Origin of the sequence: Paraburkholderia terrae (assembly GCF_002902925.1) — a bacterium.
GTDB lineage: Bacteria > Pseudomonadota > Gammaproteobacteria > Burkholderiales > Burkholderiaceae > Paraburkholderia > Paraburkholderia terrae.
In genome coordinates this window covers 2,337,397-2,362,433 of sequence record NZ_CP026112.1, presented here as the reverse complement: position 1 = coordinate 2,362,433, position 25,037 = coordinate 2,337,397, and the positions used below count along the sequence as shown (strand labels likewise).

Here is a 25,037-nt window from a genome sequence, read left to right as displayed (position 1 = left end):
ATTGTAGCCGGGATCTTTGACATGTGATCGGCTATGTAGCGAAATACCTGCAAACGCGCCCGCGGTTCCTGCGTGAAACCGGGCTCACTCATTGTTATCAGAAGTCTGCTGATTTGCGAAGGAAACCATGAAACCTGAATTACCCAAGAGCCTGATTGTCACCGGCGGTGCCAGCGGTATTGGCTATGCCTTCAGCGAACACCTTGCACAGCTGGGGCACCGTGTCGTCATCGCCGACCTGCGTGGCGCCGAAGAGGCCGCGGCACGGCTTCGTGAGTCCGGACATCAAGCCATTGGCGTGCGCACGGACGTCGTCAGCGAGGCGGATGTCGCTGCTATGGCGGCCGCAGCAGTTTCGGCGTTCGGTGGAATCGATGGCCTGGTCAATAACGCCGCGCTATTTACCACACTGACGCTCAAACCGTTTGATCAGATCACCAATCAGGAATGGATGCGGGTGATGGAAGTGAACACGCTGGGCCCATTCAACTGTGCCAAAGCGGTGTTGCCGCAACTGCGCCAAAGCGGCCGGGGGCGCGTCGTCAACATTGCTTCTACCGTGCCAATGAAGGCGCCGCCGAATATGGCGCACTACGTAGCAAGCAAGGGAGCCGTGATTGCATTCACGCGCTCGCTTGCGCGGGAACTGGCTAAGGACGGCATTACGGTCAATGCGATCGCCCCGGGCTTCACGCTAAGCGACGGTGTGCTGCAGACTGATCTGCAAGACCGCATTGGTGAAAACGCCCGTACTACCGGCCGCTGCATCCAGCGCGATCAGGTGCCAGCCGACCTCGTGGCGGCGCTGGCGTATCTGGTCAGTGATGGCGCGGGCTTTGTCACCGGCCAAACCCTCGCCGTCGACGGCGGTAGTGTATTCCTCTGACTCAGGCAGCCATGGACACCTCAACCGCACAATACGAAGCACTCGCCCTCTACATCGGTGGCCGTTTTCTGAGGGCCGATGGGCGGCCCGAACAGGATGTGACCAACCCCGCGACTGGCAAGGCGTTCGCCCGATTGCCGCACGCTACGCCCCAGGATCTGGATGACGCAGTGAGCGCAGCGGCCGATGCATTCCAGGTTTGGCGGTACACGCCGGCAATCGAACGTTCAGCGGTGCTGCGCCGGGTCGCCGCGTTGATCCGGGAGCGCGCTCCGCAGATCGCCCGCAACATTACGCTCGACCAGGGCAAGCCGTTGGCCGAAGCCATTCACGAAGTACAAAGCTGTGCTGAGCATGCTGAATGGCATGCGGAGGAGTGCCGGCGCATTTATGGACGCGTGATCCCGGCGCGCACGCCGGGTGTGCAGCAGACGGTCTCCCGTGAACCCATAGGTGTTTGCGCTGCGTTCACACCCTGGAACTTTCCTTTCAACCTGGCGCTGCGCAAGGTGGTTGCTGCCCTGGGCGCGGGCTGCACAGTGGTACTCAAGGGTCCGGAGGAGTCGCCGAGCGCAGTGGTGGCGCTGGCGCGCATATTCCACGATGCGGGTTTGCCTGCAGGATGCCTCAACGTCGTCTGGGGCGTGCCGTCCGAGGTTTCCAGGCATCTCATCAACGCGCCGGCGGTGCGAAAGATTTCGTTCACGGGCTCGATCTCGGTCGGCAAACAACTGGCGTCGCTGGCCAGCGCGCAGATGAAGCGCATGACGATGGAACTTGGCGGACACTCGCCGGTGCTGGTGTTCGAAGATTCCGAAGTTGAACAGGCAGCGCGTTTTCTGGCGCGTACCAAGATACGCAATGCCGGTCAGGTTTGCATGGCGCCGAGCCGGTTCTTCGTACACGAAAAAGCCTATGAGCGGTTCGTGGATGCTTTTGCTGCCGAATACGCGCCGCTACGGGTAGGGGACGGCCTCGATCCCCAGACCCAGATGGGGCCGCTCGCCCACGAACGACGCGTGGAAGCGATGCAGGCGCTGGTGACGGACGCGCAGGAGCGTGGCGCATCGCTGGTTTGCGGTGGAAGCCGTCTGGGTGAAACAGGCTACTTCTTCCCGCCGACCATCCTCACCGGCGTGCCTGACAGCGCACGCCTGATGGTCGAGGAACCGTTCGGCCCTGTCGTGCCGGTAACGAAATTCAGCAGCACTGAGGAGGCTTTGTCACGTGCCAACGCGCTGCCATATGGCCTGGCTTCGTACGTGTTCACCAGTTCGATTGCGACTGCCGAATACGTTGCTGGCCGTATCGAGGCCGGGATGGTCGGCATCAACCATTTCGGTCTGGCACTGCCCGAGACGCCGCTGGGCGGCGTGAAGGATAGCGGTATGGGTAGCGAAGGAGGCAGCGAGACGTTCGATGCCTACCTCGTCACGAAGTTTGTGTCGCAGGCCAGTCGGGTGCCCTGACAACGAGGCGAGGCGACGGAGGCCGTGTTTGAGAGCGAAGGAGGTGGACAAATGAGTGACAAGCCGCATGATGCAGCGCCTCCCCTGGTGCAACTCTGGAGCCGTGACGGGTTCCAGGGCGCGCTGTCGGTGGTGACCCGGACGACCTACGCGCCTGATTATCTTTCCGTGCAAGGGCCGCACGCACCGCGGCGAGCCGTCCTCGAGCGCCTGACGCCCGACGATCACGACGACCCCGAGGCCCTCCCGACCACCGTGGCGACGTCCCGGCTCGGCGTCAAGCTGCATGTGTCGGGACGGCGCAAGCCCATGCCGTATGTGGTGCGCAATGTCGAAGCGGACGAGATCCACTTCATCCAGTCCGGCACGGTCAGGTTCGAAACGGACGTGGGCTGTCTCACCGCGACGGAAGGAGACTTTGTCTGCATTCCCCGCTCCGTCGCGTACCGGTATGCCCCGACGGGCGAGGCGATGCGAAGCGTCATCGTTGAGAGCCCTTCGGCCCTGAAGCTCGCGCCGCCTGCGCCAAGCGGCATGCTCAACGTCGCGCGGGATCTGAAATTTGCCGAAGTCGACGCCGCCATGCCCGCCGGCGGCCCGACGCGGCTGGTGCTGAAAACCCTCGACCCCGAGAACACGGTCTTCACGATGCCGCAAGATCCGCTCGCGCTCGGCGTGTGCCTGTCTGAGTCCGTCCCGGTGTGGAAGCTGAATCTGGCCAGTATCCAGGTTCACGCCTACCTGCCCGAGGGCGGGCCGCCCAGCCAGTTTCTGTCATCGGGCACGGGCGACCTGCTGATGTTCAACCTCAGCGCGCGTCCGGGTGGGCGGCCACCCGTTCACATCAACGCCGATTTCGACGAGGTGATCTGTTACGTGCGAGGCCCGGGCGCCTGGGGCGGGTGTACGGAACCGGGGACGTTGACCTGTGTGCCGAAGGGGGTCATCCACCACGGCCCGTCGGAGGATGTTCCCGAGGGCTATCAGGCCTGGTTGCTGGAAACACGCGCGACCCTGCGCTGGACACCAAAGGCTCTTGCCGCTTCGGAGCTGATGGAAACGGGCCAATACCGGCCGCATCCGGGTGTGGGCAAATGACCGGCGCGACGTTACGCGTGATGTACCCGAGGCGTAACAGCCCGGACGCCCGGACGATGCGCTGAGGCCAACGCGTTGCCGGGCTCCACGCCGGTGTGCAAGTCAGGTCGGATGGCGTGTCACGAGCGGGATTCGTTTCGGACCGTACCTTGGCAACAGGTGGCGGCCTGGATAGACATGACTCAATGGTTTCGAGGATGCAATGAATAATCGTTTTCGAGTGGGTGTCGTGGGTGTGAGCACGGAGCGCGGCTGGGGTACGACAGCTCATATTCCTGCGCTGCGTGCGCTGTCCGACGTGTTTGAGACCGCCGGCGTGGCCAATACGAGTCTCGCGAGCGCAAAGGCGGCCGCTGCTGCCTTTGGCATTCCGCGCGCGTTCGAGAACGTGGCGGCGCTAGTGGCATCGCCGGATATCGACATCGTGGCCGTAACTGTCAAAGTGCCTCACCATCGTGAAGTCGTCACTGCGGCTTTGGAGGCGGGCAAGCATGTCTACTGTGAATGGCCGCTCGGAAACGGCCTTGCAGAAGCGATCGAGCTTGCCGAACTCGCCCGGCAGCGCAAGGTCCGGGCCGTAGTGGGCACCCAGGCGACCGCGTCACCCGAGGTCGAACTCGTGCGCGAGATGGTGGCTAACGGGTACGTGGGAGACGTGTTGTCGTCGACCTATCTTGGCAGCGGTCCCACCTGGGGTGACGAAGTCACACGCGGCGACTCCTACGCTATGGATGCGCGCAACGGCGCAACCATGCTCTCGATCATTGGTGGGCACGCACTTGCTGCCGTGCAAAGCGTGCTCGGCCCCGTCGACGAGGTGGAGGGCGTGGTGTCGCAGCGACGCAAGACCGTGCGTATCGTCGGGACGGGCGACTCGATCCCGATGCAAACACACGACCATGTGATGCTCAATGCCGTTTTGAAGTCGGGCGCGCCACTGTCGCTGGAGCTCCGCGGCGGCCTGCCGCGCGGCACGCGGCTGCTGTGGGAGATCAACGGAACGCTTGGCGATTTGCGCATGACCGCGACGAATGACCAGGTTCCCGTCATCAATATCACGCCATTGCGCGTGGAAGCGGGCCAAAGGGGTGAACAGGGGTATCGCGACGTTGAGGTGGCGAAGTCGCGCGACTTCGATTTCGTGGATACGGGCTTTGCGCGAAATGTGGCTGCCATCTATCGGCAGATGGCCGAAGACCTGATTCACGGCACCAGCACCGCCCCTGATTTCGATGACGCGGTAGCCCTTCACAAGGTGATTGATGCCATCGAGAGGTCCGATCAGACACGCATGCGAGTGCGGATCGACTGATCGGCGTCCAGCTCGTGGAGCTGTCCGCCGTCAGCGCGAACCGTCGCGCTTCACATAAGTTATAGACACGACCTCGGCGACAGAACGAACACTGTCGCCGTTTCGGTCGTAGCCTCCCTGGCGTTCGACGCGCACCGATCCCGCTAGCGTGTCCAGTTACGACTTGCGGATCGTCCCCGATCTGCTCGTCGACCTGCGAGTCACCGCGGCTGGCGGGCTCGTCCTTCTTTGCATTGGATCACGCTCAAGAATAACCAGCCAATCACGGATTGCAGCGACGACGCGTCACGCAGTCAGTTGTGGCGTCGCCGTGCGCAGTCGCGGCCGCTTTGAGGCGACACCCATGTGAAATCCGAGTGCCATGCGGGATGGGTAGGGAGATTCCCCAGGACGCTTGACTTTGTTCATTCCGAAACACATCATTCTATGTAAATCGATCGCGTATAGCATCATCGTACTTGAAATGATATGTCGGGGAGCGCAGATGGTGCTCCGCAAGTCGATGCCACCTTGTTGACCAACTGCCGTGGATCCTCTTGTGTGTCGGTACTGGTTCATAAATAAACAGAGGAATGCAGGGCGGTGCGTTACCTGCCGGCATAGCCCTCGATTCGACTGCTGGATTGCATTGCCTTCACCTCCACCCGTAGCCCCTGCAAGCAAGAAGTAAATCTGGTCCACACAATTCGTACAACATAACAGTGTAAATGGTGGATGAGGTCAGCAACATTTAACAAGGGAATCAAGGATCAATATGTTCGACTCGCTGATGGACTGGCTGACCGGCACGCAACGATCTCTCTTCCGCGCTTCCTGCCAGCAAGCTCAAGGAAGTATTTGCACAGTAATTGTTCGAGACGAATCATGAATGACCAGAAAACACTGCTGCAGGTCGATGGTGTCACCAAGATATTCCCCGGAGTGCGGGCGCTCGACAACGTGACATTCTCGGTGGTCGAGGGCGAGGTACACGGTCTCGTCGGCGAGAACGGGGCAGGCAAGTCCACGCTCATGGCCGTCGCCTCCGGTGCCCTCGTTCCGGAGAAAGGGCGCGTCGTGATCGACGGCACGCAAACGCGAGGCGACACGGAGCAGGCGCGCCGGTTGGGGTTGGCTATCGTGCGGCAGGAACCGGCGCTCATGCCCGATCTCACGGTAGCGGAAAACCTTTATCTCGGCGTGCCAGCAGAGCAACGTCCGTCCCTGATGGAGGTTGCGCAATGGGCGCGGGAACTCCTGAAGCAATGGAGCAGCGACGTTGCAATCGATGCGAATGAGCGCGTGGTGAGCCTGGGCCCCGAGCAGCGCTTCATCGTTGAAATCGTCAAAGCGCTGGCTGCAAAGCCCAAGGTTCTGGTCCTCGACGAACCGACCGAACATCTGTTGACGGAAGACGTCGAGCGTCTGTTCGAGCGCATCCGCAAGATAACGGCTTCGGGTTGTTCGGTCGTCTATATCTCGCACCGGATCCGCGAAGTCCAGAGAATTGCGCATCGCCTGACGGTTCTTCGCGACGGTCAGGGCCAGGGCACGTATGAGGCTGCGGGCCTCAGCGAACAGGAAATCGTCGAACTTATCGTTGGCGGTGCGCTCGATCGCGACTTCCCGGCCAAGGGCAACAAGGGCGGCGCAGGCGTCATTCTCGACGTGACGAAGCTGCGTGGTGCCGGCTTTACCGACATATCGGTTCAGGTCAGGCAGGGCGAGATTGTCGGCCTCGCGGGGATCGACGGCAACGGCCAGCGGGAGTTCATGCGGGCCCTCGCGGGGCAGACGCGAAGCCGCGGCAGCGTCACGGTGGGCGGCACGCCCGCGAAGCTTCGCAACTCGCAGGCTGCCGCCGATTCGGGCATCCGTTATCTGCCGGGCGACCGTCATCGCGAGGGTATTTTCGGCGAATTGTCGGTGCGTGAGAATTTTTCGATCCGCAGTCTCTCACTCGATTCCATCAAGGGATGGGTGAGCCAGCGCAGCGAGGCAAAGCGCGCCAGGGACGCCGTGACGCGATTCGCTGTCAAGACGCCATCCGTCGACACGCCTATTCGCAGCCTGTCGGGCGGTAACCAGCAGAAGCTCGTGCTGGCGAGTGTGCTTGCCAGTCAGCCCAAGGTGCTGCTGGTCGACGAGCCGACGCAAGGCGTGGACATCGGCGCGCGGATGGAAATCTACAAGGTGCTTCGCGAGGCGGCAGCAGCAGGCACCGCCGTGATCGTTGTTTCGTCGGATGCGCACGAGGTGGCGGGACTCTGTGACCGTGTGCTCATCTTCTCGCGCGGCCATGTCGTCAAGGATTTGAGCGAGGACGCCGTCAGCGAGAACAACATCACGTCTGCCGTTCTGACGGCAACGACTGAGCGCGAGAAGGGTGCTTCCGGAACCTCCGGGCTCTGGAAGTGGGCTGCAGGGGACTGGGCGCCGCTCGTGATGCTTGCCGTTGCCGTCTGTGCGCTCGGCATGTATGCGGCGCACGTCAATCCGACCTACCTTTCTGCGCGAAACCTCAGCGGCATGCTGGCGCTCGTGGCGACACTGGCCATCGTCGCATACGGGCAGCAGATGCTCATGCTGGTCGGCGGGATCGATCTTTCGGTCGGGCCGCTCATGGGGCTGATCGTCGTCATACAGTCGTTCTTCCTGAATGATGGGGCCTCGCTGAGCCATCAGCTCTCCGGATGGGCGATCGTGTTGCTCGTCGCCCTCGCCGTCGGATTTGTGAACTGGATGCTGGTCGTCCCGTTCCGGTTGCATCCGATGGTGGCCACGCTCGCGACGTACATGGCGCTTCAGGCGGTGTCACTGCTCCTGCGCCCTGTTCCCGGTGGCTTGATCGCGGATTCCGTCGTCGAGTCGATCGGTGCGCAGATCGGCTTCATGCCCATTGTCGTGATTGTGGCAATCGTGATTGCCGTGGTGCTCGAAATCGCGTTGTTCAAGTCGAGGGCCGGTCTCACGCTGCGCGGCGTGGGCTCCCGCGCCGAAGCGGCGCGGATGTCGGGCGCCCGCCCGCAACTGACAGCGCTTGCCGCATACATGGGGTGTTCGTTCCTTGCGGGCGTCGCTGCCGTGCCCATGATGGCGCAGGTCGGCTCCGGCGACCCCAACGCCGGCATCAACTACACGCTCGGAAGCGTCGCAGCGGTGGTGATCGGCGGTGCCAGCCTGTTTGGCGGACGCGGCTCCTTTGTCGGGTCGCTGCTGGGTGCGCTCCTGATCATTCAGGTGAATGTCGTGACCTCGTTCCTTGATATCGGGGACTCGTGGCAGTCGTACCTCCTGGGCGGGATGATCCTCACGTCAGTCGCGCTCTATTCCAAGAGCAGAGAGATGGTGGTGGCGAAATGAAAAACGCAATGCACAATCAGGCGGAAGTTATGTCGGAATTCCTTGAGCCCTCAAAGTCGAAATCAAAAGCAAAGCCGGCACGGCTGCCAGCGCTTGATGAATTCTCATGGATCTGGGTCGGACTGATCCTGCTCTTCGCGTGCAGCTCCATCGTCGCGCCCGGTACGATGACGCGAGGCTCGATCCTGGCCATGCTTCCGTTTGCCGGCATTCTTGCGATCGTCGCGACGGGTCAAACGCTGGTCATCCAGCAGCGCGGACTGGACATGTCGGCAATTGGTATGGTTTCGCTCGCCGGCATTGTCATGGCCAGAACGGGATTCGCGTTCAATTCCGTCGTCCTTGCCGTCATGTTTACCGTCTGCGTCGGCGGGATTGTCGGAATCGTCAACGGTGCGCTCATCTCGCGGGTCGCGATCACGCCGCTGGTGGCGACGCTTGCCGTCAACGCGCTGCTGATTGGCTGCGCACGCTCGTTGACCGGTAACGTCCCCGTTGACGTCCCGACTACCATCCAGACCATCTCCCACGCGCAGCTCCTTGGGCTTCCGGCCAACGTCTGGTTCGCGTTCGCGTTCGTGACGACCGCGTGGATCATCACCCGCAAGACCACGGTAGGGCGCAGGTTCATCGCCGTGGGAGTGAACCCGCGCGCGGCCGAAGCCGCAGGCGTCAACGTGCTGAAGTACAGGATTGGGGCGTACCTCGCCTCCGCCGTTTGCTTTTCCGCGGCGGGCGTGCTGCTCGCTGGATTCATCGGGAGCGCGTCGCAGACTTCGGGTAACGACTATCTCCTGCCGGCCGTCGCGGCCGTGGTGGTGGGTGGCACGCCGTTCACGGGCGGTAGAGGCAGTGTCGTCGCGAGTGCCGTGGCTGCACTGTTCATGGCGCAACTCGGTCAGCTCGTGCTGGCGCTTGGCGCAGGCCCCGCTGCGCAGCTCCTCGTTCAGGCCAGCGCGATTCTGCTTGCAACCACCGTTCGCCATCTGCCGTCGGCAGTAAGGACGTTTCGAAAAAACGCATAGTGGAAAGTAGTAACGGGTGTCTGCGCCATTCTCTTCCGGGCACCTGGCGTATTGGTTCGAAAGGCGTTCGTTTCGGGCTGGGCACCTGAGAGCGGAGAGCCGGCTGGAGACATCGTTGAACTGTATCCCGAGCACTCGGATGACGCGACCTCTTTCCGACTGGCGGTAGACCAGCGGAAGCTGATTCCCAGAACGACGCGTTTGACCGGTTCAACGTTGTATCAGAGCGGCCGACGTGACTTTGCAAGCCGATTGCAGCGATCCGGCAGAGGTCGTCAAGCAATTTTTGGAGACTCTTTTTTATAGTAAGGATAACGAAATGAGAAAGATAATTTCCTGCGTAGCGCTGATGGCATGCGGTGTCTGCAACACGTATGCGCAGAGCTCCGTCACGCTGTATGGACGCGTCGCAGCGGGTTTCGATTTTGTCACGAACGTGGCGACGCCGAATGGTCAGTCGAAAAACAATTATAGGTTCGGCAGCAATCAATATGGATACAGCTGGTTCGGCCTGAAAGGCGACGAAGACCTCGGAGGAGGTCTGCATGCCGTCTTCAAACTCGAAAGCCTCTTTACTTCTGGCACGGGCGAGATTTTCCCCAATTCGCTTTTTACGCGCGACGCGTATGTCGGCTTGTCCTACGACAACTTTGGAAGTATCTGGCTCGGACGGGCCATGAGCCTTACCGACGAGACCGGCTGGTATATCGATCCATTGGGCGAACAGGTGGGCACGGGTATCGCCAACTTTGCCTTCGGGCGCGCGTGGGGTCCCCGATCGAACGTCATCACCTACAACTCACCCAATTGGGCTGGCTTCTCGTTCAGAGTCCAAAACGGCTTCGGCAACGAGGCTGGCAACTTTCAGGGTAACCGTCAGTTCAGTGTGAGCGCGCAATATACCCTCGCGAGTTTTGCGGCATACGGCGTGTATGAAGAGCTTCGTGACGCCAACGGAAAGTTCTCCGGCCTTTATACCGCTTCGCGCGAATACATGGCGGGCGTCACTTACCAGTTGGGTCCCGTGAAGCTCTACACCGGCTATCAGCAACTCGTTTCGTCGGGTAAGGATACCGTCCCCGATAGCTTTAATCCTTACGGGGCGACGCGCGCTCAACAAGAGTGGCTAGGCGCCTCCTGGCAGGCTACGTCCGCTCTCGCACTGCAGGCTGGCTGGTATCACGGCAACGTAAATCATGGCGGCGGCACGGGCAATCTTGCTGCCTTCGGCACCACCTATAACCTGTCCAAACGAACATTCGTCTACCTGACCGTCGGAGCCATGTTCAATGGAAAACCGTCGGCGTTCCCGGTTGAAACGGCGGACTCGCAACCGTTACCTGGCCACAATCAACAAGGCGGCTATTTTGGCATCATGCACTTCTTCTGAGTGCAATTGATGACCTTGACGCGCGACCGGCTGTCAACCGGCTCAGCGTTCGCGAGGTCACGATTCGGGGACGCTGTCATGAGCTGTCATGTGGCGGCGTTCCCGGGCGATCGATCCAGGCGGGCGCAGGGTCTGTCGCAGTGCATTCTGCAGTTTCATACTTGTGGCGCATGCATTGTTGCATGCAAGCCGTTTAATACCATGGCGGAAGAACGACTAATCAACATCTAGCCATCGGACAAACTTCGTTGAATCGACCGCATTGATCTTCTAAAAGCGATTGGCTGCCGAGATTGGCGACGCCAGTGCAACAGAGAGTTCGCGGAACCAGTACTTACCCTAATGATATTTACCCTATAGACTGCCTTGGGTCGTGGCGAAGAAGGTTCCCTATAGCTCGCCACTAATAAATCGTTGAGGTAAGTGCTGATGAAGTTTTTCACCAAGATGGTCCTGGCTACCCTTGTTGTTGCGCCCGTCGTGTCATTCGCGCAGTCCAGTCAGCCGGCAAGTCGAGCGCAGGTGCGCACCGAATTGGCGCAGTTGGAGAAGGCTGGCTACGATCCGCATGACTGGGTTCATTACCCAGAAAACATCCAGGCCGCGCAGGCGAAAGTTGCTGCACAAAATGCTGCAGCTCAGGGAGTCGGCTCGGGATACGGTGGTGCTGTCGACGGAACGTCCGGAACAGCGAACGGTCGGTAATGCTGGGATCTACCGCGTGAATAGATCAAATACTTAGGGCGGGGGCAGCGGGGCGCAGTCAACTTTTGGCTGACAACTGATATGACAGAAAGCGTTGCCCATCCTCTGTATTGATCTTCTCTATCCACTTCGGTTTGTGTGTGCCGGTCGTGCCTGCCGCCCAAGCCTGAAGATAGTCGAGCGAGAAAGCGACGGCTTTCTCGCTGAGCCCGACCGAACAACCCAGGCCGGCGAAAGCCATGCGAACGCTGGCGTCCATATATGGATTGGGGTCGTCCACCCCTTCCATGACTGCCTGAATACAATGCGCCGTTGCGCCACTTAAAAAGTCGCTGACCGCGTCGATTCGCTCATAGCGAAACTGACCTAGCGCTTTTCCATTCCGCAGATCGAGCGCCATGTATCGAGCGACCAATGTGTCGTGAGGCCACGCGTCGACTCGCGTTACGTATGCCGCCCACGTCTGGTCCAGAAGGGCACGTAACAGAAAAAGCCGGAATCCTGCAGAGATGCGTTGCCATGGCTCTTCAAGCACGCTGTAGAGGGGCAGAATATCCGTGGTCATCTGATTGCTCAACTCTTCTCCAATCGCCGCCATCACTTCGTCCAGTGAGGTGAAGTGGTTGTAGAACGTGGTTCGAGATACCTTCGCTTCGCGAATGACGTCATCGATCACTGGCCTCGGTCCACCACGTCGCACAGAAACTCGCATTGCTGCGTCTAGTAAACGGGTGCGCGTCAAGAAGCGTTTTCTTTCAGATGACCTGGTTTGATGGTCCACTGTTTATCCTGTCTCTATGGGAAGTGCGCTTGCTTAATTGACATTTCGTCATATTGACAAAAATGAGTATAGAAAACCCGTACATCTGTTGGTTCATCTTGCCCGGATAACCTCATCAACTTATATTTTCCTCGTCTGCAAATGATACGTGTCTCGATCAGTCAACTCCAGAAGGATGATCTTGTGATGGAAAATACTGTTATATCCGATGGTCCAAAGCTCTTTGATGTAAAGACGCTTCGCGCATGTATGGGTCTTTTCGCTACTGGCGTAACGGTGGTCACGTATCTGGCGGATGGAGTGCCGACTGGCATGACCGCCAATGCGTTCATGTCTGTCTCACTTGATCCTCCTTTGGTTCTGGTTTCGGTTAGAGCCAGTTCGCGCTTCAACCAATGGGTGCAGCACGGCGTTCGATATGGGATTAACTTCCTCGGGGAAAGCCAGAGACCGCTGAGCATGCACTTCGGAGGAAGGCCGGAAGATGGACGGGAGGTTCCATTTGCCAATGAGCGAGGAACTCCCCTCCTGGATGGGTCGCTGGCTCAGCTTGTCTTGCGTACCGTGGATGTACATCCGGCGGGAGACCACTTCCTCTACATCGGAGAGGTCGAGTACGTCCGGTTCGGTGAGAATGAACGTCCGCTCGTATTCTACGGTGGGAAGTATCGACAGATTCTTACCCACCTTCCCCTGGTTTCGGCAAATGGTTCGCTTGAGGGTTGGTAGTGGTCGTCAGAGGGTGTCTTTTTGTGCAATCGTATGCGCTGGAATGAAGGACGTGTACCTCCCGAATCCTTTCTAGTCTCATCGCCGAGTCTCGGCAGCGCCCGTCATTTATACGAGACTGGCGTGTGAGACAGAAACCGTTGTCCATCATCTGTGTTCAGATACTGCGCCCACGCAGGCGCACTCAACCCTTCGTTGATCGCCCACGATTGAAGGTGCGACAACGATAACGCGACACCTCGCTCGCAAATCTCTCTGTCGCAGCCTACGCAGGTCAACGCCATCCTCACCTGTGCGTCCATGTAGAGGTTGGGCTCCGGAACCCCACGACGTATCGTCTGAATGCAATACGCCGATGCGCCCGTGATGAAGTCGGTCGCGACGTCTATACGGTCGAATGAAAACTGACCGCGTGCCTTGCCCTGTTCTAGATCAGATCCAATGTGCTTTGCCACGAGTGTGTTGTGTTGCCATGCATCTACGCGTGTCACGAAGGCGGCCCACTTGCGATCTAGCATTGCCCGAACCATAAAGAGGCGGAATCCCACAGCCAGGCGCTGCCACGGTTCGAGCAGGGCGTCATGGACAGGAAGAATGTTTGTGGTCATCTGGTCGCTCAGTTCGTGGCTGATGGCGGCAAGCACCTCGTCGACGGAATCAAAGTAGTTATAGAAAGTGCCGCGCGAAACTTTTGCTTCCCGGATAACGTCGTCGATGACAGGCGTCGGACCTGTCTGGTCCGAAAACAGCCGCATTGCGGCGTCCAGCAATTTATGGCGTGTGGCTGCGCGTCTGGTTTCCGCGACCTTGGTTCGGTGATTCATGAAACAAATCTCCTTAAGTCCGCCTTTTTTCAGGTTTCCGATGACAGTTTGTCAGGATGACAAAACGAGGTAGAAGTAACCCGAACGAGGCCGCAAATTGGTTGAGAGTGAAAAGTCATCAATTTATAGTGAAAGCCAATAAGAGGTTGTATCCGATCACTTCAATGAGCGCGCGTATAAAAATGTTATGTGAAAGTTGGCCGAGCATAGGATTTCGAAACGATGTTCTTTGTGTGATCAAGTTCGCGTACTAGCCAGAGGTCAGGAAAATATATCGGCCTCAATGGGTAGTCTCCTGAATCCAGAGAAGAGGAAGCACGATGGGAAACGTTGTCGACAATTTTGATATCCCGCGCCGGAATGAAATGTCACCGGGCCTGAAAGAGCTTGTCAGGCGCGCTGAAGGCTTGCAGCCGTTGTTGTTCAAGAATGCACCAGACTCGGACAGAAACCGGCGGGCCAGTGAAGAGAACATTGAAGCAATCGCGGATGCGGGTCTTTTCAAATTGATGGTTCCAAAGCGCTATGGTGGTTACGAGGGCACAATGCGCTCGCATCTGGAAGTCACGGCAGCATTGGGCGAAGCTTGCGGGGGAACCGCATGGGTCACATCCCTTATCAACGGTAGCGCGTGGCTTGTCAGTCTGTTTGCAAAGCAGGCACAGGACGACATATACGGAACAAATCCTGATGCCCGGGTGTCGGGGGTCTTCACGCCCACCACGCAGGTACGTCGCGTCGATGGCGGATTGGTTATGTCGGGCAAGTGGTACTTTTCATCGGGTTCGCTGCACTCTCAGTGGGCAATTCTGGGTTGTGCTGAGCGCGACGAGAATGGTGCGCTGAAGGCTCAATATCTCGCGCTCGTCCCAATGAGCGAACTGACGATTGAGGACACCTGGTTCACCACGGGCATGCGTGGATCCGGTAGTAACTGTATCGTGGGTAACGACGTGTTTGTGCCGGATCATCGGCTCCTGAACATAATGGCGGCGGTCCGCGGCGAATATCCGACGCCGTTCAAAGACGAAGCTGCGTATCGCGCCGCATTCGGACCCGTATCGTCTCTTCTGCTCATCGGCCCGCAGCTGGGCCTCGGCCGTGCGGCACTGAAGTATGTGATCGAAAAGGCGCCTCAGCGCGCGATTGCCTACACGTCTTTCACGAAGCAAACCGATTCGACGGTATTCCAGATGCAAGTGGCCGAAGCGGCGCTGAAGATTGATAGTGCCCATTTGCGCGCTTTCCGGGCCGCGGATGAGATTGACGATTCCGCCCGCCTGAATGTCTTTCCCGACTACATCACGCGTGCTCGCGTCCGGGCCGATGCGGGCGTTGTCGTTTCGGACATCACCGACGCGTTGAACACGCTGATTTTTGCGCACGGCGCAGGAAGCTTCGCAGAAGCAAGCCCGGTGCAACGTTGGTGGCGCGATTCGAATACCGCGGCTCGTCATGCGATTGTCCTTCCGGCTATTGGAGCCGAGTTGTACGGTAAAGCCTTGCTAGATGTCGAAAACACGGTAACGCCGCTGGTTTAGCAACAGATTGCGGTCGCCTGGTCGCGAGATCGAAGCGTGAGGGCAGGTAGACTTTATCTGCCTGCTTTCACATCGGAATCGTGTCGGCTGGGCATGTCGTCCCCCTTGCTGTCATTAGGTATCAACTACCTTGCTGTTCTCATGATTCCGTCAAAAGACCGGGCTCGTCCAACGCGCAACAGGTATGAATTTTTCGATTCTCCAAAATTATGTCATTCGATGACGCATCATATTATGTAACATAGACGCATGTGGAATAATGATTTTGTACGCGACCAAAGTCAAGAACGCCAGGGAATCCCCCTGATGCGGGGTTAGAAGCCCCGGTAGCTTGCGGAGAATTGAGCGCCTGATCGTCGCGGCTGACCCAGCCGGGACAGTGGACTCAGCGTATCGGGTGTGCCATTGCGACAGCCGTGAAGCGGCCGTTCGAGCGAACCGCCGCTGTGATAGCGCATCTGAGTTGGGAGAGAAGAGCGTTAGAGAAGGCCGTACCAACACCAATTCGTGCTGATTCCAGCATTGGCGCACAGCCACATCGCCGACGGCTTCACACGCGATTGTTCTGAGAGACGGCGGCTCGCAAGGCGAGCAGATAGCTCTCAACCCCAAAGCCGCAGATTTGCCCATCGACGATCTCGGCAAATACCGAGTGATGTCGGAACGATTCCCGGGCGTGAATGTTGGACATATGCAATTCCACGACGGGGCACGTGAGGATAGCCAGCGCATCGCGTATCCCGTAGCTGTAGTGTGTCCACGCCCCGGCGTTGATCAGCACGGCGTCACAGCGCTCCTCGAAGGCGCGGTGAATGCGCTCGCACATTGCCCCTTCACTATTCGTCTGGAACGATTCCACTTGCACGCCAAGCTCGACGCCGAGAGCCTGCAGCCTGGCATCGATCTCGGCCAGCGTGATGGTTCCGTACTGCACCGGGTCGCGTTTGCCAAACATATTGTGGTTGATACCGTGAAGCATCAGGATCGTTTTCACTCGTCACTCCATTGCATTCTCAGTCGAGCGGCACAGTAAGCCGGTCGATCACGGCGCGGGTCTGAGGCCGCACGCCGCGCCACCACGCGAACGCTTCTGCGGCCTGCTCCACCAGCATGCCGACACCATCCGCAATACCTTGTACGCCTGCGTTTCGAGCGAGTCTCAGGAACGGCGTGAGCCGCTTGCCATAGGCCAGTTCATAGGCCGCGCCGGTCGGGCTGAAAACGCTCGGTGGAACGGGCGGGAGTTCGCCCGTCAAGCTGGCCGACGTCGCGTTGACCACGAGGTCGAACTGTCCCGTCACCTCGAGATTGGCGTAGCCGCAGGCAACAAGCGGCCCGCTCGTACTGACCTGGTCGACCAGCGCCCGAACTTTCGCGATGTCCCGATTGGCGACGACCAGTTCCGCGGGGCGCGCGGCAAGGAAGGGCAGCAATGCGCCACGCACTGCGCCACCCGCGCCGAGGACTAGCACGCGCTTGCCGGTCATCGGCAAGTTCAGATTGACCTCGATGTCGCGCAGCAGGCCGACGCCATCAAAGTTTTCAGCGATGATCCGGCCGTCCTTAAAGCTCAGCGCGTTAGCGGCGCCTGCCAGTTCGGCGCGCTCGCTGCGCTCGTCGGCCATCGCGAACGCTTTCAACTTGAACGGCGCGGTCACGTTCATGCCTTTGCTGCCCGCCGCGATGAATTCGCGCACGGTCGCAGCGAACGCGTCCTGCGGCTCCAGCGGACCTTCGATCGCCGTATAGGACATGTCCTGCTGCGTCTCTTCTGCAAAGAGACTGTGGATCAGCGGGGACTTCGTATGGCCGATCGGATTGCCGATCACCGCGTATTGGTCAGTCATCATGGCCTCACCTTTGAATACAACACACCTTCTGTCTGCATCGCGTCGATTTCGGCAGGGCCAAATCCCAGCGATTGCGCCACTTCCGCGTTGTGTTGACCGAGATCAGGCGCGACTTCGCGGATTGTCGTGTCGCAGTCCGAGAAGCGGAAGGGCAGATTCGGCAGACGCAATTTCCCGTAGCGCGGGTGCTCCTGCTCGACCACCATGCCGCGCGCGACGATCTGAGGATCGGCAAGTACCTCATCGATACGCTGCACCTTCGCACACGGCACATCGATGCCATCGAGCAGTTCAAGCACCTGCGCAACCGGTCGGCTTGCCACCCAGGGCTTCACGACGGACAGAATGTCCAACCGGTTTGCGTTGCGTCCCGCGAGGGTGTGAAAGCGTGTGTCGGTGCCAAAACCGTCCGGTCCCCCATGCGCCTCGAGCAGCGCTGCGAAGCGCTTCCAGGCGTCGTCCACCTGGGCCGCGATCACGAGGTCGCCATCGGCGGCACGGAACACGCCATAGAGCGTCGACGTGGGCATATCATGGCCCGTCTGCTCCGGCAGGATGCCTTGCATCGTGTAACACTGAACCGCGTATTCGTGCATCGACACCAGCGTGTCGTACAGCGCCATGTCGATGTGTTGCCCGCGCCCGCTCTTCACGCGGCCAAGCAATGCGGCATTGATCGCCGCTACGGCGTGAATGCCCGTGTACATGTCGCCCAGCGAGATGCGCATCAATGGCGGCGGTTCACCGGGCGTGCCGATCATCTGCATGATCCCGCTCTTCGCTTCGGCTATCAGGCCGAAACCTGCGCGGTGCGCATCGGGTCCCGTATGGCCGTAGGCCGAGATCGAGCAGTAGACGAGGCCTGGATTGCGCGCGGACAGTTCGTCATAGCCAAGCCCGAGTTTGTTCAATGCACCCGGCCGGTAGTTCTCGACAAACACGTCCGCCGAGTCACACAGCCGCTGCATGAACTCCTTGCCGCGCGCGTCGCGCATGTTGACGCTGACGCCGCGCTTGCCCATGTTCAGTTGCAGGAAATAGCCGCTCTGCTCGTCGTCGAGCACGGTTGCGTGCTGACGTCCGGCGTCGCCGCTGCCGGGGCGTTCGACCTTGATGACTTCGGCACCGAGCGCCGCGAGACAGCGTCCGACATACGGACCGGCCAGAAAATGGCTGTAATCGACGACGCGGATACCTTCGAGAGGACGCGCTTGCATCAGAACGCTCCCGGTCGGCGCGGCACCATCAGACGATGCTCGCCATGCTGGACGACCAGGCCGTCCTGATTGATCAGTTCGGACGGCAGTACGACGATCCCCCAGCCGGGGCGGCTCTTGCTCGCGCGCATCGCGCCCACGCGGAATTTCACGTGCAGCACGTCGTTGACCTTGATCGGCAGGTTGAAGTCCCACGTCCAGCCGAGCGACATGCCGGGCAGGAAGCGGTAGTCACTTTGGGTCTTGAGCCCATCGGCGATAGACAGGCCGAACAGACCGTGCGCGACGATCGAACCGAAGTGGCTTGCGTTCGCGTATTCCTCGTCCACGTGAACCGGCGTGTGATCGCCGGTGAGGTCGGCGTAGGCCAGAATGCGTTCCTTCGTCACCGTGTAGGTCGGGCTCATGCACACATCGCCCTCGTTGGCGTCGTCCCAGTACTTGTCGATGAGCGTCATCTCAAACCTCCGCACGCGGATTGATGTCCAATGCCCGCGCCACGCATGAAGCGGGCTTGGCCTGAATCAGTTCGACGGCGAGGCCGTCCGGCAGGCGCAACCAGTTGCGTCCCTGCGGCATTTCGCTGACGTCATACTGTTGCGCGGCGGCGAGCGCCGCTTCCATGTCTTCGCACATCACGCCCAGGTGACCAAGGCGGCCTTCGGGCGCGTCATGCTGCGGGTTATGAATCAATTGCAGACCGCCGAGCGTCCAGTACTGCCGTGGTTCCTCGACAGTGCCGTCGACTTCGCGCATCGTCATGCCGAACACGTCTTCGAAAAAGCGGATATGCCAGTGGATGTCCTTCACCCAGATGGCGACATGCTCCAGATAAGCCTTGCTGCCGTTCATGCGGTTGTCTCCGTATGTTGTCGGTCGGTCATGGCGCGCTCGATGCCCTTGATGCAGGCCACCAGCGTCGCGTTGACGGGCGTCGGCACGCCGTGCCGTTGTCCCCAGCGCACGACCGCGCCGTTGATAAAGTCGATTTCAGTAATGGAGCCTTTTTCGAGGCTTTGCAGCATCGAGGTCTTGAAGGCGGAGGAAAGGCCTTCGCCAGCGAGGATCCACGGGCGTTCAGGATCAGTGGTGGAAAGCGTGACGCCAGCGGCGTGAGCGACTGCGATCGCTTCGGCGACTGCCGCGAGCGCAGCCGTCTTCAGAAGCGGCTCGTCGTAGAGCTGGCCATAGGTCAGGCCAGTGGTGCCCGTCAGCGCGCCGGTTGCGACATTGACGAGCAACTTGTCCCACATCGTGCCGACGATGTTGTCGCTGACAGTGGTGGCCAGCCCGGCGGCGTTGAAGGTTTCAGCGATCGCCGTCACGCGGGAAGTGATCCCGCCGTCGAGTTCGCCGATATACGTCGCCTTGCCAGCGACGCCGGATTCGATGTGCCCCGGATTGCGCATCACGCCGCCGACATAGGTCTTGCCGGCCAGCACGCGCTCGCGGCCAACGATATCCGCTAGCACATCTTCGTGCCCGAGGCCGTTCTGCAACGACAGGACCAGCGTGTCGGGTCCGATGAGCGCCAGGGCGCCACGCATCGCCGCATCGGTATGAAATGACTTGACCAGCACGACCACCAGATCGACGGCGCCTACTTCGGCGGCACGCGTGGTGGCCTTTACCTTCACACGACGCGAGCCGTTCGTATCGTCTACGCGCAGACCGTCGCGCCGCATGGCCTCCACATGCGCCGCCGAGCGGTTCAGCAACCACACCTCGTTGCCGCCTTCGGTCAGCGCCGCGCCGATGGCACAGCCCAGAGCACCCGCACCCAGAATCGCAATCTTCACTGCCGTCTCCTTAATCTGGAGATCAAGATACGATTCGATGCTCATGTCGGCAATGCAATGGATACAATGACGTCATTGCACCAGGCAATAATGCTATGAACCCGGCAGAACTCCCCGATCTGAAGCTGCTGCAGCTTTTCGATCTTCTCTACGACGTCCGCAATGTCACGCGCGTCGCGGAGCAACTCGGACAGAGTCAGCCGACCGTCAGCATCTGGCTCGGGCGTTTGCGCGAGCATCTGCAAGACCCGCTGTTCATCCGTACGCCTGGCGGCATGGCGCCGACGCCGCAAGCCGACGCGCTGATCGGTCCGTGCCGTGAGATTCTCGAATCACTGCGGCGCTTCGCGGCTTGGGAGATTGCATTCGATCCCACCACCGCAAAGCGGCGGTTTCGCATCTGTATGACCGACGCGAGCCACATCACGCTGCTGCCCCGAATGCTGGCGCACGTACGCGCGCAGGCGCCCGGGATCCGCCTCGAAGCGGCCAGGATCGACGGCAATACCGAACGCGCGCTGGAGTCAGGTGAGGCCGACCTTGCGATCGGTCACGTGCCCTGGCTCGGCGGCGGCATTTACCAGCAGCAGTTGTACACGCAGGACTGGGTGTGTCTGATCAATAAGCATCATCCGCGCGTGCGCGGAAAGCTCGGGCTCAAGCAGTACCGCTCGGAAGGCCATGTCGCCATCGCGGCAGGGACGGGGGCGCAATTGCTGGAGCAGGCGCTCGTGCGCGAGAACGTCGAGCGGGACGTGGTACTTGAGTTGCCAGGTTTTCTCGGGCTCGGGGCCATCATCAAAAGCACCGACCTGATCGCCACGCTGCCGCGGCATATTGGCGAGACGCTGGCGAAAGTGAATGACCTGTCGGTGCATCCGTGCCCGATGCCGGTGGAGGGATTCGCGGTGCGGCAGCACTGGCATGCGCGGTATCACCACGAAGCGGGAAATCGCTGGCTGCGCGATCTGGTGGCTCAGCTATTCAGCAGTTTGCGGTGACCTAAGTCTTCCACAACGCGAACTCCCCGTGCGCGAGTTCCTGTTTGAGAAAGTCGACGCAGACGCGCACCTTGGCCGACTGCGCCGAGCGTGCCGCCGCCATCGCCCATACGTCGGCCGGCTGCTCCCACGCCGGCAGCACGCGTTCGAGCGTTCCCTCGGTGAGCGCTTGCGCCACCGTACGACTGCCCGACCATTACGATGCCGTGGCCCGTATTGAGTAGCCACGAGACCTCCGTTTGTTGCCCCGTACATGCACGCTTCAGTCGCCAAACACGGCTTTTATGTCGCGTCCCGTCTGCTCGGCTTCCCCGATTAGCCAGTCGAGAAATTGACGGGTTGCAGGGGAGTCCGCCACAGCGCGCTTCCAGCAAATAAAGTATGGGAACGGCATGGGCAGGGCGATCTTGAACGGCGCAACGAGGTCGTGTCGCTTGATGCTATCAATGGCAAAAAAGCCCTGTCCCAACGAAATGCCTCTTCCCCGAATTGCCGCATCGATTGCCATGCCGGAAACGGAGTAAGTGAGCGGCGCCAATACCTCGGGCAAAGGCACGCCCACTGCATGCAACCAGTGTCCCCACGTCGGGGGGGACCTATTTGCCCATCCCCACTCGACGTGAATCAGCGGGTAGCGCAAGATATCCGCCGGTTGCGAAATGGGTCTTTCCGCCTGCAACAGCGAGGGTGCGAATACGGGTGCAACGCTGTCCGTAAAGAGGACGTGATAGGGTGTTCCGTCATTCGGTAGTGCCCCGTACGTCAGACGAACGTCGGCACTTCTCGCACCGATACTGGTTTCGTGGTCGACGACTTCGACATGAACCTGCACGTGAGGGCAGATGGTGTGCCATGTGTCGAGTCTGGAGGCGAGCCAATGGGTCGCGATTGACGGAAATGTCATCAGGGTGAGCCGACGGCCCGTATGCGCCGTCAGCGCCGCCTGGGCGCTATGGAAGCATTCGAAACCCCGCGAGATGTGCGAGTGGTACAGCTCGCAGAGCGGGGTCGGTCGCAGGCCCGTGTTCTCCCGCTCGAAAAGTGTGACGCCGAGAAAGTCTTCAAGGACGCGAATCTGCTGACTAATCGCACCGGGCGTCACGTGAAGCGCCTCTGCGGCGGCCACGACGCCTCCGTAACGAATGACGGCATCGAATATCTGCAGAGCGCGAAGAGGAGGAAGGCGGTTCATGTCGTTGATCTGGCGAATGCCGTTGCGAAGCCAGTCTAGCAAAGAGTGAACTCCGCCTCGATGCAGAATGACGCCATGCAATGCCGCACGCTTACGGCTTCACATCGGTCTTGAACCACTTTTCCGACAACCGCGTCACGGTACCGTCGGCTAGTGCTTCCGTGATGGCCGCGTCAAATTTTGCTTTCAGATCATTATCCTGTTTGCGAAACCCAAGGCCTTCTCCCGGCCCCCAAACCGGACCGCCAATCGTTGGCCCGGCGATCCGGATTCGGGCCGAATCTTTGTTGTCGGCGATTCCGGCGTAATAGGTCACATCGTCGAAGGCTATGTCGACGCGTCCGTTGAGCAGGTCGAGGTCACGCTCGGCCGAGGTCTTGTAGAGGCGTACGGAAGTGATGTCCTTGAAGTTGTCGGTGATGAACTTCGTGTACACCGTGCCGGATTGAATGCCGATCGATTTCCCTTTCAGTTGATCGCGCAGCGGGGCGATCATGGGTCCGTCGATCTTTGGGTTGCCAGTCAGCTTGAGGAAAGCGGGCTTTCCTGTCGCGTTCGCTAATCCGTGACCATCTATCGCCGCGAATGCGGCCGGCGTTGCGGCGTAGGGTTTGGAGAAGGCAATGGCCTGTTGACGTTCTGGTGTGATTGCAAGCGCATCCATCACAGCATCGAATTTGCCAGCCTGCAGGCCGGTAATGAGGCCGTCAAAGTCCTGGGCGACTGTTACGCATTGCAGATTGATCCGCTTGCACAGATTGTCGATTAATTCCGGTTCGAATCCCGAAATCTTTCCGCTCGGCAAGGTCAGGTTCCACGGAGCATAGCTGCCTTCCAGGGCAATCTTCACGGTCTTCCATTCCTTTGCCTGAGTGCTGTTTCCTGCCAGCGCCAGCACGCCGAGCAAGGTGACGAGAGAAGCGTTCAGGACTTTTGTGGAAAACGTATTCACATTACACCTCCATCATGTCGAATCAAGGTCGTATCTGGATTGGCAATGCCCGGGTCGCCTCACTCCGCGGCATTGCAGGCGCTACTGGTTTCAGCTGTGCAATGTGCCGGCGATGTTTTCCACGATGCTCAGCAAGTCGCCCTGTTCGACGAGCCGGTGGACGCCCATCATGTCCGGATAGAAGAAGCGATCGCCTTCCGCAGTCGGCGCAACCTGCCGGATTCGCGCATACACGGCCGCGGTCGCGGGTGATGCGTCGGCTGGATCGAAAAAGTCCAGCGCCTGGGCGGCGGTGAGCAGCTCGATTGCCAGCACGTGCTGCAACTTCTGTGATGTTGTGTAGGCTTTGCGTGCCGCGTGATAGGCGAAGCTCACGGGGTCTTCCTGGTTGCCACTCGTCGGCACGCTGTCGATGCTCGCCGGTTGCGCGAGTGTGCGCATCTCGCCCAGCAATCCGGCCGCCGTGTACTGAATGATCATGTAACCGCTGTTCAGCCCCGGATCCTTCGCGAGGAAGGCGGGTAGCTCGCTGAAGTACGGATTGACGAGGCGGTCCGTCCTGCGCTCCGAGATCTTCGCGAGCGTGGTCATGGCGATGCAGAGGAGATCGCACCCGATGCCGACGAACGTACCGTCGAAGTTCGCGCCGGATATCGCGATACCATCCTCGCCCTCGGGATGGATGACGGGGTTGTCGCCGCACGAGCCCACTTCATCGAGAATCGCGTCGTACGCGTCCTTGATCGCCCGCTTGGACGCCCCATGTACCTGAGCAATGCCGCGAAGGCTGTAGACGTCCTGCAGCCGGTAATCGGCAAAACGATCGCATAGCGCACTTCCTGCCAGCAGCCGCCGGATGTTGTCGGCCGTGTTCCGCTGATCGACGTGTTTCTTGATGGCGTGATACCGGGCATCCAGCGAGCGCGTGGTTGCCTTGAGCGGCTGCATCGACATCGATGCGGCAATGTCCGCAACCTTCGAAAGCTCGATCGCGTTATAGAGCGCCAGCATCCCGATCGCGGTCACCGACGTGGTGCCGTTGGTGAGCGAAAGCCCCTCCTTGCAGCGCAGCGAGTGCGGTTTCAGCCCCGCTCGCTCCAGTGCTTCGGCGCCACTCATGCGCTCACCGCGGTGCCAGGCTTCTCCTTCGCCAATCAGCACGAGTGCCATATGTGCTTCGGGTGCGAGATAGCCGACCGAGCCGTCACCCGGCGCGAATGGCGTGATGTCGTTGTTCAGCAGCGCGGCGATTTGCTGCAGCAATTCGAGGCTTACGCCGGAATAACCTTTGCCAAGGCTGATCAGCATCATCAGGAGCGTGGCCCGGACAACTTCGCGAGGCAGCGGTTCGCCGACAGAGACGGCATGGGAGCGCACGATATTTCGCTGAAGCTGCTCGGCGTCGTTCGGGCTGATGACGCGAGTCGAATTTGCGCCAAAGCCAGACGTCACGCCGTAGACCAGTCGGTTCTGGCTCAGAAAAAGATCGACCAGGCGGCGCGAATTCAACACGCGCTCGCGATAGACGGGGGAGAACTTTATCTGTGCGCCATGTCTGGCTACGGCAATGAATTGCTCGATTGAAATATCGGATTCTCCGAGCAAAACTTCGGATATCTTGCCTGGTCGAGATTCGATGTACGCCAAATTCATTCTGAATGTCCTCTGCTGACTGCATGAAATGAAGTGGGGAGCAAAATCGGCTTGAAAGCGCGATGTTCGCCGGAGATCATTGCAGGGCAGAGTAGCGGCGGCAGCCGCTGCACACAAACGATTTGAATTGTGCTCCGTGTTTAGTTTTTCTAAAACCGGATTTATTCCGATATGTTCAGGGTGACTGCCAAAAGGATGCGATCTGTTTAATTCGATAAAGTAACTTTGTCGAATTTTTTTGAGTGCGTAGGAGAGTTTCTACTTTTAATCG

The 25,037-nt window shown here is 59.7% G+C and carries 23 protein-coding genes; 11 read left to right on the top strand and 12 right to left on the bottom strand.

Translation table 11 applies throughout. The annotated features are described in order from the left end of the window. The first annotated feature begins 127 nt into the window (after positions 1–127). From C2L65_RS26805 to C2L65_RS26770, 8 genes are all read left to right on the top strand, one after another. On the top strand, positions 128–886 hold the full coding sequence (locus C2L65_RS26805; protein ID WP_042307731.1) for an SDR family NAD(P)-dependent oxidoreductase: 759 nt from the start codon (positions 128–130) through the stop codon (positions 884–886). Positions 887–897: 11 nt separating this feature from the next. Beyond that, on the top strand, positions 898–2,355 hold the full coding sequence (locus C2L65_RS26800) for an NAD-dependent succinate-semialdehyde dehydrogenase (RefSeq protein WP_042307733.1): 1,458 nt from the start codon (positions 898–900) through the stop codon (positions 2,353–2,355). A 51-nt stretch (positions 2,356–2,406) separates the two neighbouring features. Continuing rightward, positions 2,407–3,453 (top strand): homogentisate 1,2-dioxygenase, encoded by a 1,047-nt coding sequence (locus tag C2L65_RS26795; protein ID WP_042307735.1) that lies wholly within the window; start codon positions 2,407–2,409, stop codon positions 3,451–3,453. A 202-nt stretch (positions 3,454–3,655) separates the two neighbouring features. Then, positions 3,656–4,765 carry a Gfo/Idh/MocA family protein gene (locus tag C2L65_RS26790; protein WP_042307737.1) on the top strand — a complete coding sequence of 370 codons (1,110 nt, stop codon included), beginning with the start codon at positions 3,656–3,658 and terminating at the stop codon, positions 4,763–4,765. Positions 4,766–5,629: 864 nt separating this feature from the next. Further along, positions 5,630–8,107, top strand: a complete 2,478-nt coding sequence (locus tag C2L65_RS26785; protein WP_042307739.1) for an ATP-binding cassette domain-containing protein — start codon at positions 5,630–5,632, stop codon at positions 8,105–8,107. Further along, positions 8,023–9,132 carry an ABC transporter permease gene (locus tag C2L65_RS26780; RefSeq protein ID WP_233446552.1) on the top strand — a complete coding sequence of 370 codons (1,110 nt, stop codon included), beginning with the start codon at positions 8,023–8,025 and terminating at the stop codon, positions 9,130–9,132. Before C2L65_RS26785 ends, C2L65_RS26780 begins: the two co-directional genes overlap by 85 nt. Before the next feature lie 235 nt (positions 9,133–9,367). Further along, positions 9,368–10,522 carry a porin gene (locus C2L65_RS26775; RefSeq protein ID WP_233446551.1) on the top strand — a complete coding sequence of 385 codons (1,155 nt, stop codon included), beginning with the start codon at positions 9,368–9,370 and terminating at the stop codon, positions 10,520–10,522. Between the two features lie 429 nt (positions 10,523–10,951). Next, on the top strand, positions 10,952–11,227 hold the full coding sequence (locus C2L65_RS26770) for a DUF4148 domain-containing protein (protein WP_042307744.1): 276 nt from the start codon (positions 10,952–10,954) through the stop codon (positions 11,225–11,227). A 58-nt stretch (positions 11,228–11,285) separates the two neighbouring features. Here C2L65_RS26770 and C2L65_RS26765 read toward each other — a convergent pair whose 3' ends face one another. Next, positions 11,286–12,008 carry a TetR/AcrR family transcriptional regulator gene (locus C2L65_RS26765; protein WP_042307746.1) on the bottom strand — a complete coding sequence of 241 codons (723 nt, stop codon included), beginning with the start codon at positions 12,006–12,008 and terminating at the stop codon, positions 11,286–11,288. Between the two features lie 186 nt (positions 12,009–12,194). Between C2L65_RS26765 and C2L65_RS26760 the strand changes: the two genes are divergently transcribed. Then, on the top strand, positions 12,195–12,737 hold the full coding sequence (locus C2L65_RS26760; RefSeq protein WP_042307817.1) for a flavin reductase family protein: 543 nt from the start codon (positions 12,195–12,197) through the stop codon (positions 12,735–12,737). Between the two features lie 104 nt (positions 12,738–12,841). Here the strand turns inward: C2L65_RS26760 and C2L65_RS26755 are convergent, their stop codons facing one another. Next, positions 12,842–13,561: a TetR/AcrR family transcriptional regulator gene (locus tag C2L65_RS26755; RefSeq protein WP_042307748.1), complete on the bottom strand. Its 720-nt coding sequence runs from the start codon at positions 13,559–13,561 to the stop codon at positions 12,842–12,844. A 320-nt stretch (positions 13,562–13,881) separates the two neighbouring features. Between C2L65_RS26755 and C2L65_RS26750 the strand changes: the two genes are divergently transcribed. After that, positions 13,882–15,102, top strand: coding sequence for an acyl-CoA dehydrogenase family protein (locus tag C2L65_RS26750; protein WP_042307750.1), 1,221 nt, complete (start codon positions 13,882–13,884; stop codon positions 15,100–15,102). 550 nt (positions 15,103–15,652) lie between these two features. On the opposite strand, the gene aroQ is transcribed toward C2L65_RS26750, so the two are convergent. Genes aroQ through C2L65_RS26720 form a run of 6 tightly spaced genes read right to left on the bottom strand, consistent with a single transcriptional unit; the run spans position 15,653 to position 19,968 of the window. After that, entirely contained in the window at positions 15,653–16,096 is a 444-nt protein-coding gene (aroQ, locus tag C2L65_RS26745) for a type II 3-dehydroquinate dehydratase (protein ID WP_042307752.1), read from the bottom strand. A gap of 19 nt (positions 16,097–16,115) precedes the next feature. Further along, positions 16,116–16,949 carry a shikimate dehydrogenase gene (aroE, locus tag C2L65_RS26740; protein ID WP_042307819.1) on the bottom strand — a complete coding sequence of 278 codons (834 nt, stop codon included), beginning with the start codon at positions 16,947–16,949 and terminating at the stop codon, positions 16,116–16,118. Continuing rightward, positions 16,949–18,169, bottom strand: a complete 1,221-nt coding sequence (locus C2L65_RS26735; RefSeq protein WP_042307753.1) for a CaiB/BaiF CoA transferase family protein — start codon at positions 18,167–18,169, stop codon at positions 16,949–16,951. The genes aroE and C2L65_RS26735 overlap by 1 nt, the downstream gene beginning before the upstream one ends. Continuing rightward, entirely contained in the window at positions 18,169–18,627 is a 459-nt protein-coding gene (locus C2L65_RS26730) for a MaoC family dehydratase (protein WP_042307756.1), read from the bottom strand. Before C2L65_RS26730 ends, C2L65_RS26735 begins: the two co-directional genes overlap by 1 nt. Position 18,628: 1 nt before the next feature. Next, positions 18,629–19,021 carry a VOC family protein gene (locus tag C2L65_RS26725; RefSeq protein WP_042307758.1) on the bottom strand — a complete coding sequence of 131 codons (393 nt, stop codon included), beginning with the start codon at positions 19,019–19,021 and terminating at the stop codon, positions 18,629–18,631. Continuing rightward, positions 19,018–19,968 carry a ketopantoate reductase family protein gene (locus tag C2L65_RS26720; protein WP_042307821.1) on the bottom strand — a complete coding sequence of 317 codons (951 nt, stop codon included), beginning with the start codon at positions 19,966–19,968 and terminating at the stop codon, positions 19,018–19,020. Before C2L65_RS26720 ends, C2L65_RS26725 begins: the two co-directional genes overlap by 4 nt. 95 nt (positions 19,969–20,063) lie before the next feature. On the opposite strand from C2L65_RS26720, the gene C2L65_RS26715 reads away from it, so the two are divergent. Next, positions 20,064–20,969, top strand: coding sequence for a LysR family transcriptional regulator (locus C2L65_RS26715; protein ID WP_042307760.1), 906 nt, complete (start codon positions 20,064–20,066; stop codon positions 20,967–20,969). 1 nt (position 20,970) lies between these two features. On the opposite strand, the gene C2L65_RS45655 is transcribed toward C2L65_RS26715, so the two are convergent. The 4 genes from C2L65_RS45655 to C2L65_RS26700 all read right to left on the bottom strand — a co-directional run bounded on the left by C2L65_RS45655 (position 20,971) and on the right by C2L65_RS26700 (position 24,883). Beyond that, the gene (locus C2L65_RS45655; RefSeq protein ID WP_156132296.1) at positions 20,971–21,147 is read right to left on the bottom strand and encodes a type 2 periplasmic-binding domain-containing protein; all 177 of its coding nucleotides are present in this window, start codon (positions 21,145–21,147) and stop codon (positions 20,971–20,973) included. Positions 21,148–21,231: 84 nt separating this feature from the next. Further along, positions 21,232–22,203 carry a LysR substrate-binding domain-containing protein gene (locus tag C2L65_RS26710; protein WP_052426873.1) on the bottom strand — a complete coding sequence of 324 codons (972 nt, stop codon included), beginning with the start codon at positions 22,201–22,203 and terminating at the stop codon, positions 21,232–21,234. 49 nt (positions 22,204–22,252) lie between these two features. Further along, a complete protein-coding gene (locus C2L65_RS26705) occupies positions 22,253–23,089 on the bottom strand; it encodes a transporter substrate-binding domain-containing protein (protein WP_042307826.1) in 837 nt (278 codons plus the stop codon). Positions 23,090–23,203: 114 nt separating this feature from the next. Further along, positions 23,204–24,883 carry an HAL/PAL/TAL family ammonia-lyase gene (locus tag C2L65_RS26700; protein ID WP_233446549.1) on the bottom strand — a complete coding sequence of 560 codons (1,680 nt, stop codon included), beginning with the start codon at positions 24,881–24,883 and terminating at the stop codon, positions 23,204–23,206. Positions 24,884–25,037: the final 154 nt, after the last annotated feature.

What these genes read in the sequence shown, in the direction of transcription:
- C2L65_RS26805 (WP_042307731.1), top strand. Translation starts at nt 128, where the DNA reads ATGAAACCTGAATTACCCAAGAGCCTGATTGTCACCGGCGGTGCCAGC.
- C2L65_RS26800 (WP_042307733.1), top strand. Translation starts at nt 898, where the DNA reads ATGGACACCTCAACCGCACAATACGAAGCACTCGCCCTCTACATCGGT.
- C2L65_RS26795 (WP_042307735.1), top strand. Translation starts at nt 2,407, where the DNA reads ATGAGTGACAAGCCGCATGATGCAGCGCCTCCCCTGGTGCAACTCTGG.
- C2L65_RS26790 (WP_042307737.1), top strand. Translation starts at nt 3,656, where the DNA reads ATGAATAATCGTTTTCGAGTGGGTGTCGTGGGTGTGAGCACGGAGCGC.
- C2L65_RS26785 (WP_042307739.1), top strand. Translation starts at nt 5,630, where the DNA reads ATGAATGACCAGAAAACACTGCTGCAGGTCGATGGTGTCACCAAGATA.
- C2L65_RS26770 (WP_042307744.1), top strand. Translation starts at nt 10,952, where the DNA reads ATGAAGTTTTTCACCAAGATGGTCCTGGCTACCCTTGTTGTTGCGCCC.
- C2L65_RS26760 (WP_042307817.1), top strand. Translation starts at nt 12,195, where the DNA reads ATGGAAAATACTGTTATATCCGATGGTCCAAAGCTCTTTGATGTAAAG.
- C2L65_RS26755 (WP_042307748.1), bottom strand. Translation starts at nt 13,561, where the DNA reads ATGAATCACCGAACCAAGGTCGCGGAAACCAGACGCGCAGCCACACGC.
- C2L65_RS26750 (WP_042307750.1), top strand. Translation starts at nt 13,882, where the DNA reads ATGGGAAACGTTGTCGACAATTTTGATATCCCGCGCCGGAATGAAATG.
- aroE (WP_042307819.1), bottom strand. Translation starts at nt 16,949, where the DNA reads ATGACTGACCAATACGCGGTGATCGGCAATCCGATCGGCCATACGAAG.
- C2L65_RS26735 (WP_042307753.1), bottom strand. Translation starts at nt 18,169, where the DNA reads ATGCAAGCGCGTCCTCTCGAAGGTATCCGCGTCGTCGATTACAGCCAT.
- C2L65_RS26730 (WP_042307756.1), bottom strand. Translation starts at nt 18,627, where the DNA reads ATGACGCTCATCGACAAGTACTGGGACGACGCCAACGAGGGCGATGTG.
- C2L65_RS26725 (WP_042307758.1), bottom strand. Translation starts at nt 19,021, where the DNA reads ATGAACGGCAGCAAGGCTTATCTGGAGCATGTCGCCATCTGGGTGAAG.
- C2L65_RS26715 (WP_042307760.1), top strand. Translation starts at nt 20,064, where the DNA reads ATGAACCCGGCAGAACTCCCCGATCTGAAGCTGCTGCAGCTTTTCGAT.